Genomic DNA, 16,861 nt, shown 5'->3' with positions numbered 1-16,861 from the left:
GCACAACTTACCAAAAGGGTCCGGCGCTCAGCCGGGCCGAGCATCATGAATGGAGGATTTTTCGTGTTTGATTTAAAAGCTAACGGCACCTCGGTCAAGACCGAAGTTGTTGCCGGGACCACGACATTTTTTACGATGGCTTATGTGACCGTGGTGAATCCGCTGATACTGTCGCAAGCGGGCGTGCCGTTTGAGCAAAGCTTCACGGCTACGATTATTGCCGCCGTCATCGGTACGCTGCTCATGGGGCTCGTAGCCCGCTACCCGATTGCCGTGGCGCCGGGGATGGGGTTGAATGCTTATTTTACGTATTCCGTTGTCCAAGGGCATGCCGGACTTGGCTATATTGAAGCCTTCTCCGCCGTTTTTATCGCCGGTATTCTGTTTCTGCTGTTATCGATGACTTCCCTGCGGCGCAGGTTGATTGAGATGATCCCGGCGAACCTGAAGCATGCGATCACGGTCGGGATCGGCCTGTTCATTGCTTTTATCGGTCTGCGGATGAGCGGCATTATCACCGCGCATCCGGATAATCTGGTAGCGCTCGGCGATTTGCACCAGCCATCGGTCGTGCTCGCCTTGGTGGGCTTGGCGGTTACGCTCGTGCTGCTGTCCCGCGATGTGAAGGGCGCCTTGTTCATCGGCATGATTTTCACCGGAATTATCGCTTATTTTGCCGATATGCTGTCCTTTACCGGCGGGATTATGTCCGTTCCCACGCTGCCGGAAGGCATTCTGGTATGGAACCCGATTACGGCGGCCTCGGATGTGATCAGGCACGGGCTCTATGCCGTGGTGTTCTCGTTCCTGCTTGTAACGCTGTTCGATACCACGGGCACGGTCGTTGGCGTGGCAGAGCAGGCGGGGCTGATGAAGGATAACAAGCTGCCCCGCGCGGAACGTGCCATGTTCTCCGATTCGGTGGCAACCGTGGCCGGCTCCATGGTCGGCACAAGCCCGACCACGGCGTATATCGAATCCGCAGCCGGTGTCGGCGCAGGCGGCCGCACAGGCTTAACCTCGGTGGTCGTTGCCGGGCTATTCGTGGTTGCGGCCTTCTTTAGCCCGCTGATCGGCGCGGTTGCCGGATTGTCCGCCATCACGGCACCGTCGCTGATCGTGGTGGGCTGTCTGATGCTGAGCAACGTTCAGCACATCCGATGGAACGACTTTGATGAAGCGTTCCCTGCGTTTCTCGTGATTTTGACCATGCCGCTTACCTCCAGCATCGCAACAGGGATTGCGCTCGGTTTTATTTCATACCCGCTCATGAAAATCGTGAAGGGCAAGTGGAAGGCGGTTCATCCGCTGATGTATATTTTTGCCGTGCTGTTCGTGCTGCAGCTCGTCTTTGTTCCGCATTGATTGATCAGGAGCGGAAATCCCCTGCAAGGTCTTTAGAGCAGACCCGGCAGGGGATTTTTTGGCATGGCGGACGACCGTATGGCGGGTGGATCCCTAGCAGCGGATCAGGCGATGCTATAACGGTTTCCCGTCTGATGCTGCCGCGGCAAGGGGAACACTGCCCGGGGATGGGCGGGCTCAGCGAGTCCGGCTCCATACGTCCGCGTACGTTGTGACAAGGCTGTGTTCGTCAACCCCCAAATCAGCTTGATACGCTCCGTGGCTGCTCTCGTAACGGTAGGCGAATTCGCCCGTCCGCGTGTATCGTTGGGGGAGGGGAGCGACGGTAAGACTCGGGAATTGAATCCATACGGCCGTCATGGTTGCGCTCTCCCCGGGCTCCAGCTGCAGGCGGCGGATCGGGAGCGTGTTGGTGGACGGGGTGATCCCGAGATCGATGTCGGTCGTGCCGGCAAAGGCCGTGAGCTCGGTATCGCCGTTCCACCAGCGGCCCTCATCATCCCGTTCCAGGTGAAGGGACTGTTCTTCCGTGCCGCTTGAGAGAGTAATCCGGACTTTCCGGGTCTCCCAGCTGCTTGTGGTTTCGACCTCGTAGGAGCAGTGGAGGGTCCGGCCTTCCAGGCTGGCTACGACCGTTCCGGTGAGCGTGAATCCATCGTGATGCCGATAGAGCCGGCCATGCTCCAGCGAAGGAAGATCGTGCCGTTTCCATAGCAGCGATTGCAGAAGCTGGACGGACTGGCCGGAGCTTGCGCTTTTTTGTCCGATGGACTGCAGGTCTTGTTCAGCGTGCATATTGTTGTTCAAACGTGATCCCATCCTTGATCCAAAATGTAACGAATTGCCGTATCCCCTGGCTCCGATGATCCGAGAGGGCAGCAGGCAGGGGCCTGGCTTGGGCAATGCGGCGCGCGGCCACTGCGCGGATATGGATGCGCGCGGCAGTTAATCACACGTCTCCACCGTTTCAACCTCCAGTATATCTACCAGATTAATCCATGTATCCCCGACAAGCAACCGCTCGTTCAGGGTATTGATTCGGGAGATCCTTCCGTTTACCGCGTAATTTCCGTACTCCCCGTATACTTGCAGCTGTAAGGGTTCCTTGTTCCGGTAAGCCGTGCTGATCTTTTCTATTATCCACTGCATCTGCTGCTCATCCAGAAGAGGGTGGGTCTGCTTATGCTTCTCGCCCTGCTTCTCCAAAATGGCGTCGCGATGCTCAAACAGCATCATGCGGCTGGATTCCCATAGACCGTTTCCCGTTAGTTTTTTCATTTGTAGTGTCCTCCGATCTTGGCGTTCAGAAATTTCAGCTGGCTGGTTTTGGTTAGCGATGAGCCGAAGTAAACGGAGGAGGGACCATATTGGTTGTTGATATCGTCCATGGTATGTTCCAAATACATGAGCCGCTCCCGGTCGCCGAAGAGAGACAGCTGGTAAACGGCGTCACTCTGCAGTTCTCCGAGGGAGACCCAGATTTTGCGGACAGGGCCGCCGTCCCAGTGCTTGCGGAACAGCTCCTTGGCAGCCGCATACACTTCGCGGGACAGATGCGTGGGCTCGGCAATCTTCATTTGGCGGGAGAATCCCACCGGCCGGTCGAAATCGGCGCCCTGGGCACCGGCGTGGACCACGTTGCCCATGTAGCCTTTGGCCCGCGCCCGCTGGCAGATGAGCATGGAGAGCTCGTTCAGCACGACATCGATGTCCTGCTGGTCGTGATAATCGACGGGAAGCGTGGTCTGGCGGCCGATTCCTTTTTGCCCGTCGAATGCATCGGGCGTCACTGGGGAATCATCATAACCATTGGCGGTTCGCCACAGCACTTCGCTCCAGATGTCGCAGTTTTTTTTCATGTAGCGCTTCATTTTGAATTTGAGATCGGGAAGCGGCGTATGGGCCAGCTCCCCGATGGTCTGGATGCCGAGCCGTGCCAGATGCTTCGTGGTCCGCGAGCCCACGCCGAACATTTTATGGGTGGGGCAGGCCCAGAGAGCGTTCATGGTGTCCTCGTTCAGCTCAAAGATGCCGTCCTCATTCTTCTTGGCAAAATTGTCGCAGGCCAGCTTGGCAAGAACCTTGTTGCGCCCGATGCCGACTCGGGTATAGACGCCGGTCTCGCGCCGCACCCGCATCTGAATATGCCGGGCAAGCTCCTTCGGCGTGCAGCCAAAGTGCGCCAAGCTTGCCGTCACATCGATGAATTGCTCATCAATGCTGAACGGCTCCACGAGATCGGAATAGGATTCGAGAATGCTCATGATCTGCAGGGATATCCGGATATAGGCACTCATGCGCGGTTTCATCACGACCAGATCGGGGCATTTCTGCTGGGCCTGCCATAGGGGCTCCGCCGTGGTGACCCCGTGATCCTTCGCAAGCGGGCATGCCGCGAGAATGATGCCGCTTCGCCGGGAAGGGTCGCCGGAGACGACCAAGGGTCTGTTTTGGTATGCGGGATTCGCCGCTTTTTCAACAGAGGCATAAAAGGACTGGCAGTCCGCCAGAAAAACGACGCGCTGCTTGCGTTTATGCATGATGATTCCTCCTATTCGAGACGAATGTGAAATGTTTCAGCCAGACGCATTTGAATATCGGCCCTCACAAAATCCCACATCAGCTCCATGTCATGCTGGTAGCCGCGACATCGGTAACGGATGGTGACGGAGTGCTTCTGGCGCCGGGTTTCCAGAATGGCGATGCCGCGTGCACGGCAGCTTCTCTTGAGCTCGGCGAGCTTTGCGAACGTAATCTTCTGAATGGTCTGCAGATGGAACACGTAATAGTCGCTTATGCCGGTATGCTTCATGCTGCGGATATCCCGTTCCAGCACGTCCAGCAAAATCGGCAGAATGACGCAGTCCTTGACGGACAGCAGCTCTTCCTCGGTTTGCAGCGGAGACGTGGACATACCTGATGCCTCCTCATCGTTCTTCATATGCTCCTCACTATTATATAACGAACATACGTTCGTTATGCAACTGGTAAATACAGAGCATGATGCGGCATTCCATATATGGACTCCAAAACGTTTGTGAAGTAATATGAAAAGATCGTGTATTCATCCGGAAAAAATTTTCATAAGAGTAGGGGTACAGCCTCCATGAACATACCCAAACGACGCCTCAAAATCAGTCTTGCGATGGTCATGCCCGCATTGGTTTCATTATCCATCCTGATGACGATGTCGATCATGGTCTACATCCAGTATAAAAACGAGAAACGATCCCTGTACGACACGACCATGTCCCTGAATTTATCATCCGCGCAAAAAATGGCGGTTACCATAGAAGCGCTTTTCTCGGGGATGCGCCAAAGTCTGCGCGCCGCCGCAAGCAACCCGGCCATTGAGGCAAGAGCGGCATCCGACGAAAAGGAGCTGCAGGTCATTTTTGATCTTATGCTCCAGAGCAGCCCTTATTTCAATTCCGTATTTTGGGCCGACGAAAGGGGGAGCATTCGGGTCGTCTCACCTGCGGGGAATCAGGTAAACCATGCCCGATTAATAACGGAGGGGGCCATTCAAGCATTAAACGAGAGAAAATCCTATCTTTCGGTACCGTATAGGAGTCCGACCGGCCGCTGGATCGTGTTTGCGAGCGAGCCGATTTTTGACGGATCCGGCAAGTACTGCGGCATGATAGCAGGCACGATTTATCTGGAAGAAAACAATATATTGCATCGGATCTTCGGATCCGGTGCGGGAAATGAAGAAAACTCCTATTCCTATATCGTGGATTCCGGCGGGAAGGTGCTCTATCATCTGGAGGAAAGCCGGGTCGGGGAGGACGTGAGCTCTAACGTGGTCGTGAGACGGCTCATGGATGGCGAGAGCGGCATGCAACGCGTGACGAATACGCAGGGCAACGATTACTTGACGGGTTATGCCAGCGTGGCGATGAATGGCTGGGGGATCGTCATGCAGACGTCGGTAAGCTCCATCCTGGCCGATGTCAATCGAAATTTGCAGGACCAGCTGAGAAGCATGCTGCTTCCCATCGCGCTCATGCTGTTCATTGCCGTATATACGGCCGCAAGAATTGCCGCCCCGTTTACCCGGCTCTATAAATTAACGAAATCGGTAGCAGCCGGCCAAACGGTGTCTTCCCAGGAATTCCGGCCGCATTGGAACCGGGAAGCCGACCAGTTGAACTGGATCATGGGAGCCGCTGCGGAAACGATGGCCAAGCAGACTCAGTCGCTGCAGCAGGAAGCGATCACGGATCCATTGACGGGGCTGTCCAATCGCCGGGAGCTGGAACGCTGTCTTGAGTCTTGGGATGCGCTCGGGGAGCCGTATGCCGTTATTCTCCTGGATATCGACCATTTCAAAGCGATAAACGATACGTATGGCCATCAAACCGGCGATCAGATCCTGAAGCTCGTGGCGGCCGTCATGGTGGATTGCGCTCCCGCGGATGCGGTATGCTCCCGCTTTGGCGGGGAAGAGTTTGTCATTCTTCTTCGCGAACGCAGCCTGGATACGGCGTACCGTATGGCTGAACGGATACGCCGGGCGATCCTGGTTTCCCCGACCCCTTATTCCGGAACGCTCACCGTATCGATCGGCGTATCGCTGTATCCGGAGCATGGGGGAAACCGGGAGGATGTATTTCAAGCGGCGGATATGGCGTTGTACCGGGCGAAGGGGGAAGGACGCAACCGCACGGTGGCGGCGGAATTATCGGCATGATCGAAGATCCGCCCCGTCCAATAGCTTCTCCATAATTTTTACATCTACGAACTTGCCATCCAAGATGCCCTGGTTTTTAAAAACGCCGACGTCGCGGTATCCACGTTTATGATATAGACCCTGACCGTTTTGATTAAACGGAAAGGTAAATAACACGATTTTATAAAATCCATGTTCCTTTGCAATCGACTCGAGATGTTGAAGCAGCATGCTCCCGATTCCTTTGCCTCTGAATGCTCGATCGATGTATATGGATAGGTCGGCAACGCCGTCGTAAGCACATCGCTGCGAGTAAGGGTTGAGCGAGGCCCAGCCAATTACTTTATTATCGTTCTCAGCTACAATGACGGCGTAACGATCCTGGCGTTGTTGAAACCAGTTAGTCATATATGTAATATCTTTAGGATCTGCTTCCAGCGTCGCGATGCGATCTTCAATACCTTGATTATAAATGTGCAGTATTCGGTCCACATCGCCAGTGACCGCTAGTCTGATCGAAGTGCTTTTCATTATTGGTTCCTCCTCTGTAGGAAATATAAGCTTGGCAGCAGGAGAGACAGCAGGCATCCAGGCGAGGTATTATTCGGACATGGGGCCACAGCATTTATTGGATTTAGCCATTGCCTCGTTGAAAATCTTAACGGAGTGAAGCACGGTTTCTTTTTCCGACTCGGTCATATACGAAAATACTTCGTTAAGATAGTCATGCATCTGCTGATCAATGGTAGTCGCTATAAACTTGCCCTCCGTCGTAAGAGCCAGTGCATATACTCTTCGATCCTGCGGATCCTGAGCTTTTTTTACGAAATTCTTTTTGATTAAGGATTGGACCTGTCTGCTAAACGTCGTAATATCGGTTCCTAGTGCTTCGGCAATCTGCTGCATCGAAGGATTGTGCCGCCGATCAATCTCATACAAGATATGGCTTTGAACTAGGGAGACGTCGTTCCCTCCGATACTGCAGCAGTTTTTATGCAGAAGACCAAATCTTCGCGTCATGATTTGAAACAGTTCGCGTGCATTCTCCATATCTAAATCACCTCTTGTCAAAGTTATAACACATACTTGCAAAATGCAAATAATTTGACGCCCTATAGTTTCATTCGGATTTCTCATATCAGAGTGTGATTCTGGAAATAATATTAAACAAATCAAAAAAAATTGATGCTTGACGTGTCGGTGATGACTTGCTACAATCATCGCATCAAAACAATTTGATGGGAAATGGAGGTGATAACATGAAGGTCTCTACCATACATGAAGACGTATTAAGCCTGTATGAACAGAAATTCAAAGCATTGTCCGATAAGAATCGGTTGAGAATCATTTATGAATTGAATCAACGAGGTAAAGTATGCGTATGTGACCTAACGGACATGCTGGATCTCCCTCAATCGAAACTGTCTTACCATCTGAAAATGCTGCTGGATGCAAACATTATTTTGATGGAGCGCATCGGAAAATGGAACTATTACGAGCTTAACGATGAAGAAGTCAAGGGACTGCTATCCGAGAAGCTGTGCTGCGTGTTTTATCCGAATTCCAAAGCATAATTTTTTTAATCGATGCATCAAAAAAAATTGATGTATTAAAAATAAGGAGGATTTCCGTATGAAAAACATTGAGTTTAAGGTAACCTCATCTTCATGCTGCACACCCCGAGTACCGTCAAGCACCAAGGAAACAGTCAAGAAGGAGCATGCTTCCTATAACGATAACCTGCCGGTGGCGATAATCGGAGCCGGTCCGATCGGTTTGGCAGCAGCAGCGCATTTGGGGGAGAGAGGACAAAATTTCATCCTTTTTGAAGCCGGATCCAGCATCGGACAAAACATTCTCCAATGGGGACATGTACGACTATTCTCGCCATGGCAGTACAACATCGATAAAGCCGCCGAGCGTCTTTTGCGCAAACAAACAAGGATGGAAGCCTCCTGTATTAACGGAACTGCCTTTCGGTCATGAGATCGTGCATCAATATTTGGAGCCTTTGGCTAAACTGCCTGAACTTGCGCCCAATATCATGTTAAATTCCAGAGTAGTCTCCATATCGAAAAAGAATACAGATAAAATGAAATCGGCTTATCGCGAAGCTGCACCATTCGTGCTTTATGTCGATACAAATAACTCCACGCAGCGTTTTGAGGCTAGGGCCGTGATCGATGCGTCCGGAACCTGGGGACATCCCAATCCGCTGCATGCCGACGGAATATGGACACGGGAAGAGCGTGATTTGAAGGATCATATTTATTATGGGATTCCGGATTTATCAGCAGAACAAAGGCAGAAATACGCAGGGAAACGCGTTGCGGTGGTAGGAGGCGGACACTCGGCGATCAACACTTTATTGGATCTGGTCCAGCTCAAAGAAACGGATTCGAATACGGAAATTATTTGGGTGATGAGAAAGAAGTCGGTGGAAGAAGCCTATGGCGGGGAAGAGAATGATCAGCTCGAGGCTCGCGGGGCGCTTGGAAGCCGCATTCACCAGTTGATTGATGCAGGCCAAATCCAAGTGGTTAATCCATTGATGATCGAAGGGCTTTCCCAAAAAGATGGGAAGATTGGCATCAAGGGGACTGCCAATGGCGAGGGCAAGGAAATACAAGGAATCGATGAAGTGATCGTGAATACAGGGAGCCGACCCGATATTTCATTTCTGAGCGAGATCAGGCTGAGCATCGATCCTGCCACGGAGAGCGTCGAGGCGCTGGCTCCGCTAATTGATCCGAATGTACACAGCTGCGGCACCGTAAGACCTCATGGCGAGAAAGAGCTTCGTCATTTGGATAAGAACTTTTATCTTGTCGGGATGAAGAGTTATGGCCGGGCTCCGACTTTCCTCATGGCTACAGGGTATGAGCAGGTCAGATCCATTGCAGCCTATTTGGACGGCGATCTGGAGGCGGCGTTAAAGGTTGAGCTGGAGCTGCCGGAGACCGGCGTATGCGGCATCAGCAGTGGACCAAATGCCAACGATTGCTGTTTGCCGGCCTCATCTGCTTCGGGCTGCAAATAAATCGCCTGAACGATTGAAATCAGGTACACTTTCTATTAATATATAAGCATTAACTTATATGGAGTGGAATCGTAATTTTATTTGCCGGAAGAAAGGGATGAATCTTAATGGAGCCCATGAACGAAATAGCCGAAAAACTCAAATTGCTTGGGGATAAAACAAGGCTTACGATGTTGACGCTCCTTAAGGAAAGAGAATGGTGCGTTTGCGAGTTCGTGGATATATTCGATATGTCGCAGCCCGCGATCAGCCAGCATCTGAGAAAGCTGAAGTCTCAGGGAATCGTTAATGAAGCCAGGCGAGGACAGTGGGTTTATTATTCATTGAACGTGGACGACAAGCCCTATATCCAAGCCGTATTAAATGAGATGCCAGGTTCGCAAGAAGTATTGTCATCCATGAATAAGGAGGTTAACTGTACTTGCAGCTAACCCACAGTCAGCCAGCGTTCGCAACGACGCTAAGGCGGCTGCTAGAGTAGGATTTTCGTTTATTATATAAGGATATAGTTATATATTGATCGATGCAAAACATAACTATATTCCAGCTCAACACGTCATTGGAGGTTTGAACATTGGTTTCTGTTGTCCTGGCCAGCATCATTTTTATTTTCACGTTAATTTTTGTCATCTGGCAGCCCAAAAACCTATCCATTGGATGGTCGGCTTGCGGAGGCGCTCTGCTGGCGCTTCTCGTTGGAGTCGTGGATTTTCAGGATGTGTGGGACGTCACCTTGATCGTATGGAACGCAACGCTCGCCTTTGTTGCAATCATCATTATCTCGTTGATCTTGGATAAAATCGGGTTATTCGAATGGGCAGCGCTGCATATGGCCAATGCCGCCCGGGGAAACGGCATCCGGATGTTTGTGTACGTCTCCTTGCTTGGAGCGGTTGTTTCCGCATTCTTCGCGAATGACGGAGCGGCTCTCATCCTGACGCCGATCGTGCTTGCCATGGTGCGGGCGCTCAATTTCGATGAACGAAAGGTATTTCCGTTTATCATCGCAAGCGGCTTTATTGCGGACACCACCTCGCTTCCGCTTGTCGTCAGCAACCTGGTGAACATCGTATCTGCCGATTTCTTCGGCATCTCGTTCATCGAATACGCCAGTCGCATGCTGGTTCCGAATCTGTTCTCATTGGCAGCGAGCGTTCTTTTGCTTTACTTGTTTTTCCGCAAAAGCATCCCGCGGAAGTTTGACGCTGCCCAACTGAAGCAGCCATCCACCGCGATTCAGGATCCTGCCATGTTCCGTTTGTCATGGATCGTATTAAGCGTGCTGCTCATCGGTTACTTTGTATGTGAATTTGCAGGTATTCCCGTATCGATCGTCGCCGGCGTTATCGCGATATTGTTCCTGCTGATGGCGAGAAAAAGTCCGGCTGTGCAAACAAAGGAAGTGCTTAAAGGGGCGCCCTGGGCGATCGTGTTTTTCTCGATTGGCATGTATGTCGTCGTATATGGCTTGCGCAATGCAGGCCTTACGGATCTGCTGGCCGGCGTCATACAGAGCGCAGCGGATCAAGGGTTATTTGCCGCTACCATGGCCATGGGTTTTATTGCCGCCATTATTTCGTCTATTATGAACAATTTGCCGACGGTGATGATCGATGCACTAGCCATCGATGCAACCCATACGTCGGCAGCCATTAAAGAGGCATTAATATATGCGAACGTGATCGGTTCCGATTTAGGCCCCAAAATTACGCCGATCGGTTCGCTGGCAACCTTGCTTTGGCTGCATGTCCTTTCTGCCAAAGGCGTGAAGATCAGCTGGGGAACCTACTTCAAAACAGGGATCATATTGACCATCCCGACGTTATTCATAACACTCTTGGGTTTGTATATCTGGTTGACCCTATTGTAAACGATCAGGATAAGAGGAGAGGACAAAAGATGGAGAAAAAGACGCTTTACTTCTTGTGCACAGGCAACTCCTGCCGCAGCCAAATGGCTGAAGGATGGGCCAAATGCATCTGGGCGAGGATTGGAATGTTTACAGCGCCGGCATCGAAGCTCATGGTGTGAACCCGAATGCCGTCAAAGCTATGAACGAAGTGGGGATCGATATTTCGAACCAAACTTCGGATATCATGGATCCGACATTGTTAAATCAATCCGATTTGGTGGTCACCTTGTGCGGCGATGCTGCTGATCGTTGCCCCATGACGCCCCCGCATGTTCGCCGTGAACACTGGGGATTTGACGATCCTGCCAAGGCTCAGGGAACCGATGAGGAGAAATGGGCGGTTTTCCAACGCGTTCGGGACCAAATCGGGGAGCGCATCCAACAATTCGCCAAGACCGGCGAATAATATAAACCGTTCCAGCCGGGAATATTCCCGGCTTTTTTCATTAGAAAGAGAACATGAAAAAAAGGTTAGCCTCCGGTAAGCTAACCTTTTTCCGGCTTAAGGGGAGAGAAGCTTCTCTCCCGACTTTCTATCCCGGCACTGTCCCTATTGAATGGCAGCGTGCAGGGCTTGGGCGAACTTGGAGATTCCGGAAGGGATATCCTCGGCCCTGGCACGGGCGTAAGTGAATCGCACATATCCGGAAGCCGAACCGTACACGCTTCCCGGCGCGAAAATAACGCCTTTTTGAATGGCGGCCTCCAGCAGCTTGCTGTCATTCACTTCCGGCACGATCTTGCACCAGAGATGCAGGCCGCCCTCCGGCACATGGAAATGAACCAGGCCTTGCAGCTCTTTCTGCAGGGCCTCGATCAGCAAATCCCGCTTGTACAGCAAGCTCGCTCGCAGCCTGTCCAGGTGGGGAGCAAAATAGGAAGAGTCGATAAACTGGACGGCAAGGCTTTGGGGCACCACGCTCAGCCCGAAATCCATCTGCTGCCTGGCGTCTGCGAGCCGCTCCACAATGGAATTCGGGGCGACCATCCAGCCTACGCGAAGGCCGGACACGGCTATTTTCGAGAGTGACCCGATGTACAGCACCGATCCGACGGAATCCACGGATTTCAAAGGGGCCGGCGGCGAGCACTGGAAGGCGGTCAAACTGAAGGGATCGTCCTCCACGATGGGAAGTCCAAGTTCACTGGCTGCATCCAGCAGCTGCGATCTTCGCTCCTGAGCCATGACGGTGCCGGTCGGATTCTGAAAATTCGGATTAATGAAAATCATCTTGATCCGGTGTTTCTTGTACAGCGAGCGGATGTCCTCCGGCCGCACCCCTCGTTCATCGACAGGGAGTCTGAACAAGCGAAGGCCGGCCGATTGAAACATCGGCAGCGAATAGCAGTACGACGGGTCTTCAATGGCCACCGCATCGCCAGGGGACAACAAGCACTGCGTAATGAGATACAGCGACTGCTGAGACCCCGACGTGATCAATATGGAGGATTCGGTAGTCTGGATTCCCCGATACTTTTTCAGATACGTAACCAAAGCCTGCCGGAGCGGCCCATATCCCTGCGGGTTGTCATATCCGAAATAGGACGTGTTCGATTTTTGACTCATTAACGTATTCATTTCTTGGATCGGTGCCAAATCGCCGGCAAGCTCTCCGCTGGCAAAATCGATCAATGAGGGATCATGCGCCAGCGCTTCCCGAATCCGGCGAAGAAAAGGGAGATTCGGCAGGAAATTCCCTCCCTCCGCATAACGGCGCCAGTTCGGCGTATGCTTGGGCGTGGCTCCCCATTTGGAGTTGCTGACCCGCGTTCCGCTTCCGGAACGGCTCTCTATAATTCCAAGCGCCCGAAGCTCCGAGTAAGCCAGAACCACGGTGCTTCGATTAACCCCTAACTGCTCCGCGAGCTTTCGTTCGGATGGGAGTAAGCTGCCCGGTGGAAACTCACCATAAGATATTCTTTGCTCCAGATCATCGGCAATTTGCTGATATAGAGGTCGTGTGCTGTTACGATCCGGCTTCCACACCTTCCTCATCCTTTCGTGACATATTCAGGCGGTTTCTGTCTGTAACCTTAATCATATCATTTAGCATAAATAAAGGCTTTTCATAATTTCATCATTACGATGACAAATCTTGAGCCATCCCTTCAATATGGACGGGATATCGAACTGCCAATTGGACGGGGCAACCTTACCGACTTCCCGAAATGGCGGCTGTAAGTCGCTTGACAAAACGCAAAAACAGGAATAGAGTATACTTAATTAATCGTAATAATTACGATTTAAAACCAAAGGTAGGAGGTGTTGAATATGCGAGTGACGATCACATTGGCATGCACGGAAACGGGGGACCGTAACTATACAACGACCAAAAATAAAAGAAATCACCCGGAGCGGATGGAATTGCGCAAATATTGTCCGCGTTTGAAGCGGGTGACGCTGCATCGGGAAACCCGTTAGCGCATGCCTTAACGCAAGCCGGACCAGCCGTCCGGCTTATTTGACTTCAAACGAAATGGGACTACACTAAAAGTAGCAGCAAGATACCATGTCAATGAGGGGGATGGACGGGATGAACCAGGAACGACAGGATTCCGGCGGAGAGCTGCTCCTGAGCGCACATACCCCGGAACAGTGGAGGCGGAGAAGGCAGGAGCTAAACGAGTGGATCAACAGACCCAAGGTGCGCAAACAGCCCAAACGCACGCGGTTATTCGGCAGTACCCCTGTCGACGAGCAGCTGTATCCGATATTGATTTCGCTGCAGCAGGCGGGCTTGGAGACCGAGTTTTCCTGCGCGGGGGTAAGTCCTCTCGATGAGCCCGTGGATCATTCCCTGTACGCCTATCTAACCTTTTTCTCAAAGGGTCCTGCGGAGCGGTTCGCTGACCTGCTCATGGAAAATATGAAGCATCGCGCTCTGATTACTTATGAGCCTGCCCGTCATCGCTATGACGCATCGTCGTTTTTTATCGGACATAACCGCTCCTTCTGCCTTCTTCTGCAGCACAGCGCGGATCAATTACTGAGGGATTCGGCCCGGTAGCATTCGGGCTTTTACATAGGATATCATCGTCTTGCCGGCTCAGAGCCTAAAGCAGCCTTATCTCGAACAACCCCATTGGATGAACGCTTCTGTATCAATTGCCACAGCGGCTATGCCGCGTGCGGTGATATATTGAAGCAGGACACGCACCAGCCTGCCCTATATCGATAACGTCCAGCAAAGGGGAGAAAACCATATGCCGAGTAAAGAGAGCGCGGCTATAAAAGAGCAGCTGACCGCCGAGGGATTTCATCATAAATGGGAACATGCCGGAACGATTCGGCAGTATATCGAAACATTGCCTCCATATCCTGCGCTGTCAGAGGATCAGGAAGGATTTGAGACCCGCCGTTTCCATAGCGGATCGGGCGTAAGCATGAATTATTATGTATCGCATGGAAGGAAGGAACAGGGGACAGTCGTTTATTTGCACGGCGGAGCCTATATCGAAGAGATTCTGCCGCCCCATTTCGCGTTTGCAAGGCAGTGGACGGAACGAACCGGATTCACCGTCATCCTACCCAATTATCCCACCGTTCCGGCTGCCGATGCGAAAAAGCTGACGGGGCTGATGCGCGAGTTTTACGTGCACGTATGTGCCCACGCCGGGAGCCCGGTATTTCTTATGGGCGATTCGGCCGGCGGCGCGCTGGCTCTCGACATGGCCCAGTCGGTCAAGGAGACGCCGCTGCAAGCGGAGGGGCTGATTCTGATCTCGCCATGGGTGGATGCAGCCACGGACAATCCGCAGATATCCGCGCTCGGCATCCCGCAGCGCGACGTCTTTCTCCAGCCGGCCGGGCTCGGAGCGGTAGGTAGGATGTATGCAGGAGGCCTTCCGATGGACCATCCTGCGGTCAGTCCTTTGTTTGGCGATATGGGAAGCCTTCCCCGCACGGTCATTCTCGCAGGAACCGACGATTCCCTGCTGCCGGACGCTCGCCTGCTGCGCGATAAGATGGCCCGGGAAGGCGTCGATGCCGAGTACTGGGAATACGAGAACATGATGCATGTGTGGCCCCTGTTTCCGATGCCTGAAGCCGAAGAGGCACTGGAACGGCTGCATCAATGGACGGCGCGCGAAGGTTGAAAGCCGCAATGGAGGGTGACCCGCCATCCAATTGGATGGTCACAACTGTCGTGCAATTGGATGGTGTGCATCGGCCGATTGTTCATTATAATGAGGCAGAAACGACCATTTCATGATGATATAGGTTGATCCTGAAGCCTCAGGTTCTATAATAGATTGTATATAATGAATAATCGAATGGGGTTGTTTGTGGTTGGTTATGTATATTATCGTCATCGCGCTGGCATTAATTGGAGGAATATCAACGCTTCTGGTAGGATTATCTCAGGAGAATAAGAAGGAAAACCCGAACTATGAGCGGAAAACGAGAACCAATCTCACGAAGCTGCTCATCATTTATCTTGTTTCGTTAATAGCGTTTATTGTGATATGGATGATTTTCAGATAGGCAGAGTCCGCTCCCGGTCCAAGACCGAAGAGCGGGCTTTTTTTATTCAAATAAAGGAATTGAGGACAAGGCCGACGAAACATGATGCTTGCCGGGCTTTTCCGGTACTATGATAATGAAGAAGAACAGGGCATCGTCTCTAATGGAAGGGGAGGTTTTAGGATCAGATGGCATTCAACATAGGAATGATCGGTACAGGCTGGTTCAGCAGAGTGCATGCAGATATTGTGTCCAACATGGACGGAGTGAACGTTGCCGCCTTTGTCGGGACGAGTCAGGAGAAAGCGGAACAAGCGGTGCGGGGCTATGCCGGCGCCAAGGCGTACAGCAACGTTGAGCAGATGCTGGATGCAACCAAGCCCGATGCGGTTTATATCTGCGTTCCGCCGTTTGCGCATGGAGAGATCGAAGCCCAGGTGGTGGAACGGGGCATTCCTTTTCTGGTCGAGAAGCCGCTGGGCACGAGCCTGGATACGCCACGGCAGATTCTGCATGAGGTGAAGAAGGCCGGTTTAATTACGTCTGCAGGGTATCATTTCCGTTATACGGATGCGGCCATCAAGGCAGCCGAGCTGCTGGAAGGCCGGAAGATCGGGATGGCGCTTGGCTACTGGATGGGAGACATGCCGCAGGTGTACTGGTGGAGACAGCAGGAAGGCTCGGGAGGGCAATTCATTGAGCAAACCACCCATATGGTTGACCTGCTTCGCTGCCTGCTGGGTGAAGCGGATGAAGTGTATGCGGCTTTTGCCCATCGAGCGATGAAGGATGTTCATGAGGGGGTAACGGTACACGATGTGGGCACTGCGACGCTGAAATTAAAATCCGGCGCCGTGGCAACGATCTCCAATACCTGCATGCTGCCGGAGTCGGATCGGGCTGGCTTGGATATTTATACGGAGCAGGGGGTCATCGGCATTCAATCCGATAAGCTCATCGTCAAGGAAAAAGGAAGAACGACGGAATACCGGAATAGGGCTAATCCGTATCTTCGGGAGAGTGAAGCGTTCATCCACGCGGTTCGCACCGGCGATGCCTCCGGAATCTTATCCTCCTACGAGGATGCGTTTAAAACCATGGAAATTACCTTTGCTGCTTTGCAGTCGGCCGAAACGGGGGTCCCGGTGAAGATCGGGGAATGATCCTGAACATCCAGCGGTCGCAACAGAATCCCAAGGTGTCCCGCAAGATCATCAGGTCTTGCGGGACACCTTTTTTTCGTTTCACAAGACGATCCGTGCGCGAATCGCCGCCTGACGTTAACCAAGGGAATTCTCGAAGGAATATAGGAGTTTCCCTAATAGGAACCGAGGGTGAGGCCGCTCATAATGAAGCTATACGAAGAACGGCACATTGATTCCCCAATCATTGTCATTCAAGCAG

The 16,861-nt window shown here is 52.2% G+C and carries 16 protein-coding genes and 2 pseudogenes; 11 read left to right on the top strand and 7 right to left on the bottom strand.

What is annotated here, in order from left to right:
- Positions 1-63 precede the first annotated feature (63 nt).
- A complete protein-coding gene (locus HMPREF9412_RS15740) occupies positions 64-1,365 on the top strand; it encodes an NCS2 family permease (RefSeq protein WP_009592553.1) in 1,302 nt (433 codons plus the stop codon).
- Between the two features lie 177 nt (positions 1,366-1,542).
- On the opposite strand, the gene HMPREF9412_RS15735 is transcribed toward HMPREF9412_RS15740, so the two are convergent.
- The 4 genes from HMPREF9412_RS15735 to HMPREF9412_RS15720 all read right to left on the bottom strand — a co-directional run bounded on the left by HMPREF9412_RS15735 (position 1,543) and on the right by HMPREF9412_RS15720 (position 4,279).
- Complete coding sequence (locus tag HMPREF9412_RS15735) at positions 1,543-2,172, bottom strand: putative glycolipid-binding domain-containing protein (protein WP_009592599.1); 630 nt, start codon at positions 2,170-2,172, stop codon at positions 1,543-1,545.
- Positions 2,173-2,310: 138 nt separating this feature from the next.
- Positions 2,311-2,643 carry a YolD-like family protein gene (locus tag HMPREF9412_RS15730; protein WP_009592591.1) on the bottom strand — a complete coding sequence of 111 codons (333 nt, stop codon included), beginning with the start codon at positions 2,641-2,643 and terminating at the stop codon, positions 2,311-2,313.
- Positions 2,640-3,905 carry a DNA polymerase IV gene (locus tag HMPREF9412_RS15725; protein WP_009592615.1) on the bottom strand — a complete coding sequence of 422 codons (1,266 nt, stop codon included), beginning with the start codon at positions 3,903-3,905 and terminating at the stop codon, positions 2,640-2,642. The genes HMPREF9412_RS15730 and HMPREF9412_RS15725 overlap by 4 nt, the downstream gene beginning before the upstream one ends.
- Before the next feature lie 11 nt (positions 3,906-3,916).
- Positions 3,917-4,279 carry a hypothetical protein gene (locus HMPREF9412_RS15720; RefSeq protein ID WP_009592589.1) on the bottom strand — a complete coding sequence of 121 codons (363 nt, stop codon included), beginning with the start codon at positions 4,277-4,279 and terminating at the stop codon, positions 3,917-3,919.
- 192 nt (positions 4,280-4,471) lie between these two features.
- Between HMPREF9412_RS15720 and HMPREF9412_RS15715 the strand changes: the two genes are divergently transcribed.
- On the top strand, positions 4,472-6,061 hold the full coding sequence (locus tag HMPREF9412_RS15715; protein WP_009592637.1) for a sensor domain-containing diguanylate cyclase: 1,590 nt from the start codon (positions 4,472-4,474) through the stop codon (positions 6,059-6,061).
- Here HMPREF9412_RS15715 and HMPREF9412_RS15710 read toward each other — a convergent pair.
- Together HMPREF9412_RS15710 and HMPREF9412_RS15705 are read right to left on the bottom strand one after the other, a co-directional pair.
- Positions 6,050-6,571: an arsinothricin resistance N-acetyltransferase ArsN1 family A gene (locus HMPREF9412_RS15710; RefSeq protein WP_009592557.1), complete on the bottom strand. Its 522-nt coding sequence runs from the start codon at positions 6,569-6,571 to the stop codon at positions 6,050-6,052. The two genes, HMPREF9412_RS15715 and HMPREF9412_RS15710, sit on opposite strands and share 12 nt — an antisense overlap.
- A 69-nt stretch (positions 6,572-6,640) precedes the next feature.
- Positions 6,641-7,090 (bottom strand): MarR family winged helix-turn-helix transcriptional regulator, encoded by a 450-nt coding sequence (locus HMPREF9412_RS15705; RefSeq protein ID WP_009592625.1) that lies wholly within the window; start codon positions 7,088-7,090, stop codon positions 6,641-6,643.
- 209 nt (positions 7,091-7,299) lie between these two features.
- Here HMPREF9412_RS15705 and HMPREF9412_RS15700 point away from each other — a divergent pair, with 209 nt between their 5' ends.
- The 5 genes and pseudogenes from HMPREF9412_RS15700 (at position 7,300) to arsC (ending at position 11,398) form a co-directional block, all read left to right on the top strand.
- Positions 7,300-7,614, top strand: coding sequence for an ArsR/SmtB family transcription factor (locus tag HMPREF9412_RS15700; RefSeq protein ID WP_009592642.1), 315 nt, complete (start codon positions 7,300-7,302; stop codon positions 7,612-7,614).
- Between the two features lie 58 nt (positions 7,615-7,672).
- Positions 7,673-9,080, top strand: a pseudogene (locus tag HMPREF9412_RS15695) (NAD(P)-binding domain-containing protein).
- A gap of 107 nt (positions 9,081-9,187) precedes the next feature.
- A complete protein-coding gene (locus HMPREF9412_RS15690; protein WP_009592629.1) occupies positions 9,188-9,511 on the top strand; it encodes an ArsR/SmtB family transcription factor in 324 nt (107 codons plus the stop codon).
- A 143-nt stretch (positions 9,512-9,654) separates the two neighbouring features.
- On the top strand, positions 9,655-10,950 hold the full coding sequence (locus tag HMPREF9412_RS15685) for an arsenical efflux pump membrane protein ArsB (protein WP_009592619.1): 1,296 nt from the start codon (positions 9,655-9,657) through the stop codon (positions 10,948-10,950).
- 29 nt (positions 10,951-10,979) lie between these two features.
- Positions 10,980-11,398 (top strand): annotated as a pseudogene (gene arsC, locus HMPREF9412_RS15680) (arsenate reductase (thioredoxin)).
- Positions 11,399-11,542: 144 nt separating this feature from the next.
- On the opposite strand, the gene pdxR reads toward arsC, so the two are convergent.
- The gene (gene pdxR / locus HMPREF9412_RS15675; protein WP_009592586.1) at positions 11,543-12,979 is read right to left on the bottom strand and encodes a MocR-like pyridoxine biosynthesis transcription factor PdxR; all 1,437 of its coding nucleotides are present in this window, start codon (positions 12,977-12,979) and stop codon (positions 11,543-11,545) included.
- A 285-nt stretch (positions 12,980-13,264) separates the two neighbouring features.
- Between pdxR and rpmG the strand changes: the two genes are divergently transcribed.
- From rpmG to HMPREF9412_RS15650, 4 genes are all read left to right on the top strand, one after another.
- Positions 13,265-13,414, top strand: a complete 150-nt coding sequence (gene rpmG / locus HMPREF9412_RS15670) for a 50S ribosomal protein L33 (RefSeq protein WP_009592608.1) — start codon at positions 13,265-13,267, stop codon at positions 13,412-13,414.
- A gap of 112 nt (positions 13,415-13,526) precedes the next feature.
- Entirely contained in the window at positions 13,527-14,000 is a 474-nt protein-coding gene (locus HMPREF9412_RS15665; protein WP_009592580.1) for a hypothetical protein, read from the top strand.
- Between the two features lie 196 nt (positions 14,001-14,196).
- Positions 14,197-15,090, top strand: a complete 894-nt coding sequence (locus tag HMPREF9412_RS15660) for an alpha/beta hydrolase fold domain-containing protein (RefSeq protein ID WP_009592618.1) — start codon at positions 14,197-14,199, stop codon at positions 15,088-15,090.
- A 555-nt stretch (positions 15,091-15,645) separates the two neighbouring features.
- Positions 15,646-16,620, top strand: a complete 975-nt coding sequence (locus tag HMPREF9412_RS15650; RefSeq protein ID WP_009592632.1) for a Gfo/Idh/MocA family protein — start codon at positions 15,646-15,648, stop codon at positions 16,618-16,620.
- Positions 16,621-16,861 lie beyond the last annotated feature (241 nt).

Source organism: Paenibacillus sp. HGF5 (assembly GCF_000204455.1).
Taxonomy (GTDB): domain Bacteria; phylum Bacillota; class Bacilli; order Paenibacillales; family Paenibacillaceae; genus Paenibacillus_AQ; species Paenibacillus_AQ lautus_A.
This window is presented reverse-complemented; position numbering and strand designations above follow the sequence as displayed.